Here is a 10,032-nt window from a genome sequence, read left to right on the forward strand (position 1 = left end):
CCTCGCAGACCCATGGGGTCTGTTGCGTTATGGGAAAGCAAGACATGGCGGACCCTGCCTGAATACTGGTCAGACCGCCAGGGTGAGCTCGACGAAGGCAGCCGACACCCGCATGTGCGGGTCGGCGTCGACGCCAAGTTCGTAGTGGCCACGGCGGATGTTCTGGACGAACGCGTGCCCGGAGCTGACCGTCTGGGCGGAACGGACGCGTTTCAGCCCGTGCATCGGCCGCAGTCTGGCTTTCAGTTGGCTGTGATCGGACTCGATCCGGTTGTTCGCCCGCCACACGTCGATGTGGCGGGTAGCGGGCAGCAGCTCGTCGAGAATCCGCGGATAGGACGCCGCCTGGTCGGTGGTCACCTCGACCGGGCGGCGGCCGTGCAACAACGCGACGGTGAAGAACCGCCGGGCCGCGGCCAGGTCCCGGTGCTCGGAGGCGAACACGTCGATGACCTGGCCGTACTGGTCGACCGCCCGGTACAGGTAGATCCACCGGCCCGAGACCTTCACGTAGGTTTCGTCGACACACCACCTGTCCCCGGGAATGTGTCGGCAGGGCCGGGCAGCGTCGATCAACAGCGGAGTGAACCGCTGCACCCACCGATAGACAGTCACATGATCGACGGTCAGGCCGCGCTCGGCCAGGAGCTCCTCGACGTCCCGGTACGACAGCGTGTAGCGCAGGTACCAGCGGACCGCCAGCACGATCACCTCGGGTGGGAACCGGAACCCGGTGAACTCCGATGCCGGGACCGGCGGCCGGACGGCACGTCGACGCATCCACCTACCATGCCTGACCAAGGATTCTGCGGATGCAACAGACCCAGTCACCCTCGCCGACGCCTCCTGAACCCACCTCACGACCAGCGACCCGCGCAGCGCAAGTCCCGGAGGACTCAAGCACGCCCGAAACCGTGGCGAATCTTCGCGTCAGGATTCGTCATGACGGCATGAGCTGACGAATGACGGCTGGCTCGGTCAGGGACGAGGTCACCAGGACAGGGCGCCCTTCCGCTGGCCACGGCAGGGGTGCGCTCTCCGGCCAGTCTCCGGTGGTGACGATAACGACTGCTAGGCCAGCCCGCTGCGCGGCAATTGCCCCAATCCTAGAGTCCTCGACGGCGACTGCGTCGCGCGGATCAACTGCCAGGGCCGAGCAGGCAGTGAGGTAGACTTCTGGGTGAGGCTTGGGTAGGTCGACATCGTCCGCAGCGATGGTCGCGTCGAACGCCACGTCCAATCCCGCACCGGTGAGCATCTCGACGAGTACGTCAGACGGGCTGTTCGAGGCGACCGCCATCGGTACGCTGCCGCTTAGGTCAGCAAGCAGGGCAGCCGCGCCTGGCATGACGCGAGGAGGGTCAAGTCTCACCGCACGCCGCAACGATTGGTGAAGTACCGATGCGATCAAGCCATTTTCGTTTGCTTGCTTGCTCCAACGCGCGATCCGCGCGGCCCCTGACGCGACGGAGCTGCCGAGCAATCGCATGCGCATCGCGTTGTCCAGCTCGAAGGAGACGGCCGCGGCTGCCTCGTCGAACGCGGTGGTCCAGGCTGCCGTGCTGTCTACGAGCAATCCATCGCAGTCAAACACCACCGCGGCTGGCAGCTGCCTGTCCCCTGCTCGCTGGTTCGCACCGCGGTCGGAAAGCATCTCGGGGGTGATCATCTATCTCCATCAATGTCTGAATAGTCCAAACGTTCGTGTCGTGCCTTCATCGCGGCAGGCCCAGCGGCTGAGGCGACGGGTATCGACCGAGCGATGCGTCGCGCTCCGCCGCACCGGAGCTAGCGCCGCTCTGATTCGCGTCGGCGGCGGTCCAGATAGATCGACGCGATGAGCGCGGCCGCTACAATGATCTGGTACCAGTGGGATTGGGTCCCAAGGATCACCAGTCCGTTCTGTAGCACCGCCGGGATGCTGACACCGATGACCGTGCCGAGCATGGTTCCGCGGCCCCCATAGAGGCTGGCGCCCCCGAGGGCAACCGCCGTAATGGCTGCGAGAGCGTCGTTGCTGTGTCCACCCATGCTCGTCGTCCCGAAGCGCGCTGCATCGAGGAATCCGGCCGCGCCGGCCAGAGCTCCGACGACTGCGTACACGGCAACTATGTGTCGGGTTACGCGGATACCTACGCGGCGGGCTGCTTCGGGATTGCTGCCTATCGCGTAGGTGAGCTGGCCGAACTGGCTCTTTGCCAGTTGCACGCCGCCAATGACTGCGATGATTATGGCGATCGCAACCAGGCTGGGCACACCAGCGAACGTGTCAATGCCAATGAACGTTGACAGCGTGGAAGGGACCGCCGTCAGATCGTTGCCCTTGGCGACAAGCTCCGCCGCGCCAAGGGCGGCACCGAACGTAGCCAGCGTAACGATGAACGGCGATAACCGGAGCCTGGCGACGAGCGCGCCGTTGAGCAGGCCCCAAACGGTGCCCGCGACGACGGCAACGGCCGCGCCGAGCAGTGCCGTGCCTGCATTGTCCGTGCCAAGTCCCCCCATCGCCTTGACAGCGACCACCTCACTGAATACCAGGACGCTGCCGATTGACAGATCGAACATACCCATGATCGTCACGTAGGTGATGCCGATGGACAGCACCAGGAGAACGGCGGCGTCGCGCGCGAGGTTCTCCAGATTGCCGCTGGTCGCGAAGTTGCTCGGCTTCGCTATTGCGAAGCCGACAAGCAGAGCGATCAACACCGCGAGGACGACCGCTTCCTGACTGCGAACCACTGCGCCCACCAGCGCTCCACGCTGGCGCGAGACGCCATTACCGGTCGGTGGCAAGGCGCGCCGCGGCTCTTCGCGGACGTTCGGAGATGTGGTGGTATCTGTTCGCTCGTTAAGTTCGGTCACGTGCTGCCCGCCTCACAGTCGATGTTCGCCGTCCGCGGGTCGTCCGCGATCGAGGCGCCGGTCATGTCCGCGACGAGTCGCTCGGTCGTTGCTTCTTCAACGGATAGATCTGATACCCGCCGTCCAAGCCGTAGCACCGTAATCCGATCGCAAACCGCTAGAACGTCGGGCATGTTATGGCTGATTAACACCACCGCGATTCCGCTATCCCGGACTCGGCGGATGAGCTGAAGAACCTGCCCGGTCTGTACGACGCCTAACGCGGCCGTGGGCTCGTCGAGCAATAGCACGGTGTGAGCCCAGAACGCCGAGCGGGCCACGGCTACGCCCTGGCGCTGGCCGCCGGAGTACGACGCGATCGGGCCGGTGACGTCTTTAATCTGAACGCCGAGCCGCTCGAAGGCTTCGCTCGCTTCGCGACGCATTCCGCTCCGGTCAAGCCACCCGAGCCAACCCAGCGGCCCAGTGCGTCGACGCTCTCGACCAAGGAACAGATTGCTCGCTGCATCAAGATCAGGCGCAAGGGCAAGATCCTGGAAGACCGTTTCGATACCAGCAGCGTGCGCGGCCACCGGCGTAGCCAATGTCGTGCGTTCCCCGCGCAGGAGAAGCTCACCGGAGTCGGGCTGTTCGGCGCCAGAAAGGATCTTGGCCAGAGTGCTCTTCCCCGCCCCGTTGTCGCCGATGAGTCCGACGACCGTTGCTGGCGGTACCACCAGGTCAACCCCCCTCAATGCCTCTACGTGACCGTATCGCTTGGTTATTCCGCGTACCTCCAATACAGGTGCTTGTGTTGGAGGGTCGATGTCCTGGATGCTCACGACGCCGTCCTGGCAGCCGCCGCGCCTGTCCCGAGGTAGGCCCGCAGGCCGTCCCTCAGCCCGACGCCCGCCGGCCACCATTCGACATCACGCTTAAGCATTCGGCGCGCATTTCGCACGTAGTTGCTGCTCACCAGCGTGACTCCACTGGCATGATCCTCCTTCCGGAGGGCTCGGTGGCAGGAAACGCCGGTCGGAATAGCGATGTCGAGCCCTCGGCTCAGCATGGCCACCTCGTCGGTCGTGAGCTCGGCGGCCCACATTTCGTCGCCGCGTGTGCCGCCCGGCCACGGGAGTGCTCGGTAGACGTCAGCCTCGGTGATCGGTCCCGCTGGAAGGTAGGTCTTGATTCCGTCGATCGGCAGTTGTCCGCAGCCGACCTCGATGGTGGTGGTCAGCGCAACGTCCGCGTCTGTGATCGCAAGCAGCCCATGTGTCACCGCTGCCCCCAGCGCTTCCGACTGCGGGGTTGCCGGGTCGGTAAGGGGCCGGTGAATATTGGCAATAACGCGCGACGCCAGCTCGGCGATCGTACGGCTGCCGGTGCCCCTCCAGCCAAGTTCCCCTTCCGGGGGCGGCGCGACACCCACCGCGTCCAGATGCACGCCCAGCTCGTCGATATCAAGTACGCCGACCTCTACCCCGAGCGCCCACGGCTGGATGTATGGCACCCCCGCAATCTCACCGATGTGACGCATGAGCGTGTGACCGCCGACGACGGCGTCCACTGTGCCTCGAAGCGCCGCGCAGAAGCCGCTCATCCGCGGCCCGGCATCAAACGAACCCTGCCCCGACGACTCGGGAACGCCGTCGTGCACAACGACGACCACATGATCGACGTCGTCGGGAAGCTCGGCGATGACGGCGAGAGCTCGCTTCGCACCGGCATCGAGATCGCCGGCACGGTCCCACACTGTACGGCCGCGCCGTTCGGCAAGGTTGATACCAACCACAGCCAGCGTGCGCCCGCTTGGCGCGGTGATCATCCAGCGCTCATGGAAGAGCGGACTGAGCTGCTGGAGCTCCTCGTCGGCTGCAACGAGCGGAAGATTCGACCGCGCGGCCCAAGTCAAGACAGGCGTGTCCCCGAAGTCGAACTCATGGTTGCCGGGGACGGCCAGATCGATACCGAGCTCTAGGGCACCTGCCCAGCTCAGTTCGCCATCAGAGACTGGGGCGAGGGGCCCGCCGCCGGCGACATCACCAGCGTCGAGCCACACCGCCGTACCTGCATCCTCACGGAGTGTATCAATGCGTCGCCGAAGTGCCGCTCCACCTGGCAGAGTCCCCCACGACGTCGGTTGTCGAGCAAACGAGCCAAAGAAGTCGTTGGTCAGTAGAAGGCGGATGTCTGACATGGGTCGATCTCCGTCGGATAGTGGCGGTCTGTTGAGGCAGCTCAGCAGTGGTCGTTCATGATGTACTTCTGCATGCTCGGGTCGCTTACGTTGTCCTTCGTGAATACGACCGGGTTTGTTGAGACGCTCGTCGTCACCGGTTTTCCGGTGACCGCGTTGAACGCCTGCTGGGCCGCGGCAGTTCCCTCATCACGGAAGGTTTCGGCCAGTAGTCCGGATAGGCTTCCATTCTTGATGTCATCGACCCCGGTGGGATCGGAGTCCATTTGGAGGGCGATCACCTTCCCTGCAACTCCGCGCTCACGCAATGCTTGGGCCATGCCGTTCGACATGGGATAGAACGAACCGACGATGCCCAGCAGGTTGGGGTGAGCAGACAGGATCGCGTTCGTTGCCGCGGCCCCCGTCGTCGCATCGACCTGACCCACGATGGTCGGCGTAATGAGGTGCAGATGGGGGTGCTTCTTGATCTCGGCTTCGAAAGCCTTTTGACGTGCGTCCGTAATGGCGCTCCCGCCTGGCCTGAAGCCGATGTAGGCGACGTCCCCCGTGCGCCCGTTCGCCAGCTGAGCGAGAAGGTCGGCCGTCTTCGTTCCGTTCTCGGTGTTGTTTCCCTCGATGACGCTCGTCAAGAAGCTGTGGTCGTCGATCCCATTAGCGACAGTGATTACCTTGATTCCTTGTGAGGCGGCTCGCTTCAGTGGCACATCAAGAGCCTTTGTGTCGGCGGCCGACACAAGAAGGACGGCGGGGTGCGCCGCGACAGCGGCGTTGATGAGAGGTGTTTGCGCGGCGGCTGAGAATGTCGTCGCATATTGCGCGGTGAACGTCATCCCATACTGCGAAGCTCGCGCTTGAACCCCACAGGCGACAGCGACATAGGCACCGACGTGGCTGGGCGCCACATAGATAATCGACTTGCCCGCCGCAGATGTAGAGGATGTATTTCCGCTCGACGAGCACGCGACGAGCGTCGCCGCGCAAAGTACTGTAAGCGTGGTCGCAAGTGTTTTCCGTTTTGTCGTCATGGTTACTCCAGGATTCATGCACAGATAGGAAGCCGGAATTGAGTAGAGCGAATCAGTAGCGGTGCTCCGCGAGAACGTCAGCGGTTAGGGTTTGAACGATGCGAGTATGGTCAGGATTCCGCAGAACGAGAGCGACGAAAAGGCTGTCAAGAACCAGTAAGGTGCACGAGGCGGCTGGTCATCGCCTCCACCCGGTACCGGGTTTCACGACTCCCGGCGACGAGCACAGTTGTTGCGACTTCCGTTAGCGGGCTGTTGTGAAAGCTGGTTATTGCGACAACCGCGGCGCCGCCGACGCGTGCGCTGCAAGCAGCGCCTACGGTCTCATTAGTCGCTCCGGCCTCGATTTTTCATGACTGAACATCAAAAACACTGTGACCTGCGATGACGGGCCGCCGAGCCTGCACCAAAAAAGTGCACGCACAAAACTGGACATATTGCCTATCGATGCAGCTCAGGACGTCCCCGCGGGTAGGAGGCTCGGCGTTCACGAAACACCGAGGCCGGTGTGGCTCAGTGTCACCGCAATCCTTTCCCGTGGCTGGTGGGGCGGTTCAAGCGAAGGCGGCGCGGTCGAGGGCGCTGACTGTGCCGTCGACGGACAGGACCAGCACCGTGTCGTCGGTGACGACGGCGGGTGCGGCGATCGGGGAGCCGACGTCGACGTCGGCGAGCGGCTTGCCCGAGGCGCCGTCGAAGGCGTGCACGTGCCCGTCCAGCCCCGGCAGGAGAAGCCGAACCGAACCGTCGCCCTGCGGGACGGTGGTGGGTCCGGCGAACAGGACCTGCGGGGTGCGGGTGTAGCTGGCCATCGCCAGCTCGGACCCCGGGCTCCGCCTGGCCGGGGTGCGCCAGATCTGGGTTCCGTCGCCGCGGTCGAGCAGCACCACGGCATCGCCACCGAAGACGGTCGCGATGCCGTCGGGGGTGGCCGCGGGGGTGGCCGGGTTGTGCGGCAGGTCGGTCGTGGACGTCCACCGCTCCGCGCCCGTCACCGTATCCACCGCGACCAGCCCTTTGGGGGTGGGGACGTACAGCGCGGTGCTCAGCTCGTCGTACAGCGGTGTGCCGATGGGATACAGCCCCCCGAGGATGTCCTTGGACCTGCCACCCAGGCGCCACACCGTCTCGCCGGTGGCGACGTCGAGGCCGGCCATCCCGACCGGTGCCGGGAAGTTACCGAGGATCAGCACGTCCCCGGCGAGGACGGGGTTGGACTGCGCCACCAGCGTTTGGTATGCGGACAGGCCGACCCGCTCCCATCGCAGCGCGCCGGTGGTCGGATCGAGGGCACGGACATGCGCGAGATCGCCCACGATCACGGTGTCGCGGGCGATGACCGGGTCCGCCCAGGCGAACAGCCGCAGCGGGTCCGGTGACGGGACACGCCACCGCTCGGCACCGGTCTGTGCGTCCAGGCCGACCGTGTCCCCGCTGACCTCGACGGCCACCACGACATCCCCGTACACCGCCGGTGTTCCCTTCACCGACGCCCGCGACTCGGCCCGCCAGCGCAGCGAGCCGTCAGCGAGGGAGAGCACCTCGACCGCGCCGGAGGCCTCGTCTTCCCGCTTCACCGGCGCGATCACCCGATCGCCGTGCACCCGCACCGGGGAGCGGTGACCCGCTCCAGCCAGCTGGTGCCGCCAGCGCACATACGTCGGCCGCCCGGTCACGATCCCGGCCACGGCCCGCGAGGGTATCGAGAACGTCGCGCGTTCCAGCCCGGTCGGGGCGACCGCCCGCGTCTCCAGACCAATCTTCTCCCCGTCCCACCGCACGATCCGGTACGATGGGGGCGAGTAGTCCAACCCGGCGAACATCGGCGTCGGGGTGTTGACGTGCAACGTCTTGCCGACCCGGACGACCCGACTGGTGTGCCGGTGCCCGGAGAACGTCGCGACCGGCTGGCTGGGCAGGCCGTCGAGGATCGACGTCCACGGCTGGTCGTGGCTGAGCAGGATCCACGGCACGCCCGTGCCCACCGTCTCCAGGTCGGCCCGCAGCCACGCGTCCTGCACCGCGTTGTCCAGCCCCACCTCGTGGGTGTGCCAGTCGAGCGCGACGACATGCAGACCGGGCAGGTCGAAGGCATACCATCGCGGGCCCAAGTGCCGCTCGTACCCGGCCGGGTCGGCGCCATGCGTCAGGTATCCGGTGCGGGTCGTGACCCACTCGATACCCGTGCCGGCGAGCGGCAGCACGCCGGCGATGTGGTCATGATTGCCCGGCAGCACATGCACCGGCAGCGGGCTGGCCGCCAGCGCCGCCTTCAACTGCACGTACTCGTCGTCTAGGCCGAGATCAGTCAGATCCCCGGTGGCGATCACCGACTGCACGTCGGCGGCTCGGTCCGGCAACCCGGCCAGAAACGACGCCAGCACACTCTCGATGCCCATCTCCACACCCGGCGGGTAGAACCGCGCGCCGTTGTCGACCGACAGGTGCAGGTCGGAGACATGCACGAACCGGTACGGGAACACCTCCTCCTGCCGCCGCAGTGTAAACGTCACACGCTCGGCCGACGCCGGAGCGAACCACGGGGCGGCCGTGTACCCCGCGGGCCGAGTCAGGAACACGAACGCGCCGGACGGGTCGATGCTGAACGTCCCGTCGCCAGCGGTACGCGTCACCTGATGCCCGTCACTGACCATCACATTCGGCACTGCGGTACCATTGACGTACTGTACTGATCCCCGCATGGGAGGGCTCCTTCATCTGCTACCGGACAGCACAAGATCACCGTTTCGGGACGGCGCAGGGTGGGCTGCGGCTGGAGGGCGTGATCGGGGCTGGTGGGCGTCGCCGGGTCTAGTAAGCGGCTATATACGGTGTTCGATGAGCACGTCGGCGGTCATCGCCAACGCGTCACGGCTGCATGGGCTGTGCACCACCAGGGCGAACAGGGCGTCGAGAACCGACAGGTGCACGATGCGACTGGTCATCGCTTCGATGCGATAAGCAGTCTCCCGGCTGCCCGCCACCACCGTGTGCCGCACAAGCTCGGTCAACGGTGACCGGACAAAGCTCGTGATCGCGGCGGTATGCGCCCCGGCGTCCACCGCCGCCCGCACCGCCGCGAGCGTCTCTACGGTGGAGCCGGTGTGGCTGATCGCGATGCACACGTCACCCACCGCCAGCATGCGGGCGGTGACGTGTTGCACATGCGCGTCCCCGGCGAAACGCGCATCGACACCGACCGTGGTGAGCCGGTAGGCGGTATCCATCGCCAGCGGCGCCGACGTCCCCACCGCCACGAACAAGGTACGGGGCGCGGCGACGACCAGGTCAGCGATCGTCGCCAGCGCGGCGCTATCGATGCTTCGCGCGGCTTCGGTCAGGGCACTCGCCGCACCACCAAGCACCTTCCTGATGATCTTGTCCGGGCCGTCGTCCACGGACACCTCGTCGACCAGCTGCCGGTCATGCGGCAGCGTCTCGCGGATCAGGGCGAGCTTGAGTTCCTGGTAGCCCCGAAGGGCCAGGCCCTGGCAGAACCGCACCACGGTCGCCGGCGAGGTTCCCGCTGCCTGCGCCAGCTCGTTGACCGACTGGTGGATGACTGCTGCCGGGTCTCTGAGGACCTGTCGTGCCACCCGCTGCTCTGCCGACGACATCGACGCCGACAGCGCCCGGATGCGCTCCAGGACGGCCAGCGTGTCAGCGCCACCCTCAACCGCCGTCGTCTCACTGGTCACGGCACGTCACGCTAGGCGCGTCGGGACAACGGCCAGATGCCCGAAGGTGAACCGTGAATGAATCTTCCACTGAACGGCACATCATGAAAATCTGTTTCAGTCACAGAGATCGGCCGCGGGTGTAGATCCAATGCTGCGTCTTCCGTGCGTGCTGGCACTGTTGCGTTTGCTGGGCGCGGGTGCTGAGGCCGCCGGCCGGACATGATCAGGTGATGGGTCGTCGTCGGGGTCTGTTGCGTTATGGGAAAGCAAGACATGGCGGACC

General features: G+C 65.6%; 8 protein-coding genes. All 8 read right to left on the reverse strand.

Features of this window, described 5'->3' with window-relative positions; all coding sequences use genetic code 11:
• Positions 1–69 precede the first annotated feature (69 nt).
• On the reverse strand, positions 70–780 hold the full coding sequence (locus DD1DGNOD_RS12610; RefSeq protein ID WP_131770195.1) for an IS6 family transposase: 711 nt from the start codon (positions 778–780) through the stop codon (positions 70–72).
• Between the two features lie 160 nt (positions 781–940).
• Complete coding sequence (locus tag DD1DGNOD_RS12615) at positions 941–1,669, reverse strand: HAD family hydrolase (RefSeq protein ID WP_206443131.1); 729 nt, start codon at positions 1,667–1,669, stop codon at positions 941–943.
• 119 nt (positions 1,670–1,788) lie between these two features.
• Positions 1,789–2,862, reverse strand: a complete 1,074-nt coding sequence (locus tag DD1DGNOD_RS12620; RefSeq protein WP_131770196.1) for an ABC transporter permease — start codon at positions 2,860–2,862, stop codon at positions 1,789–1,791.
• On the reverse strand, positions 2,859–3,683 hold the full coding sequence (locus tag DD1DGNOD_RS12625; RefSeq protein WP_241255681.1) for an ATP-binding cassette domain-containing protein: 825 nt from the start codon (positions 3,681–3,683) through the stop codon (positions 2,859–2,861). Before DD1DGNOD_RS12625 ends, DD1DGNOD_RS12620 begins: the two co-directional genes overlap by 4 nt.
• Positions 3,680–5,041, reverse strand: coding sequence for a metallophosphoesterase (locus tag DD1DGNOD_RS12630; protein ID WP_131770198.1), 1,362 nt, complete (start codon positions 5,039–5,041; stop codon positions 3,680–3,682). Before DD1DGNOD_RS12630 ends, DD1DGNOD_RS12625 begins: the two co-directional genes overlap by 4 nt.
• A 41-nt stretch (positions 5,042–5,082) precedes the next feature.
• Complete coding sequence (locus DD1DGNOD_RS12635) at positions 5,083–6,069, reverse strand: substrate-binding domain-containing protein (protein WP_165036643.1); 987 nt, start codon at positions 6,067–6,069, stop codon at positions 5,083–5,085.
• A gap of 554 nt (positions 6,070–6,623) precedes the next feature.
• Positions 6,624–8,771 (reverse strand): PQQ-binding-like beta-propeller repeat protein, encoded by a 2,148-nt coding sequence (locus DD1DGNOD_RS12640; protein ID WP_131770200.1) that lies wholly within the window; start codon positions 8,769–8,771, stop codon positions 6,624–6,626.
• Between the two features lie 120 nt (positions 8,772–8,891).
• On the reverse strand, positions 8,892–9,767 hold the full coding sequence (locus tag DD1DGNOD_RS12645) for a MurR/RpiR family transcriptional regulator (protein ID WP_131770201.1): 876 nt from the start codon (positions 9,765–9,767) through the stop codon (positions 8,892–8,894).
• Positions 9,768–10,032: the final 265 nt, after the last annotated feature.

It is taken from the genome of Candidatus Protofrankia californiensis (assembly GCF_900634765.1).
Taxonomy (GTDB): domain Bacteria; phylum Actinomycetota; class Actinomycetes; order Frankiales; family Frankiaceae; genus Protofrankia; species Protofrankia californiensis.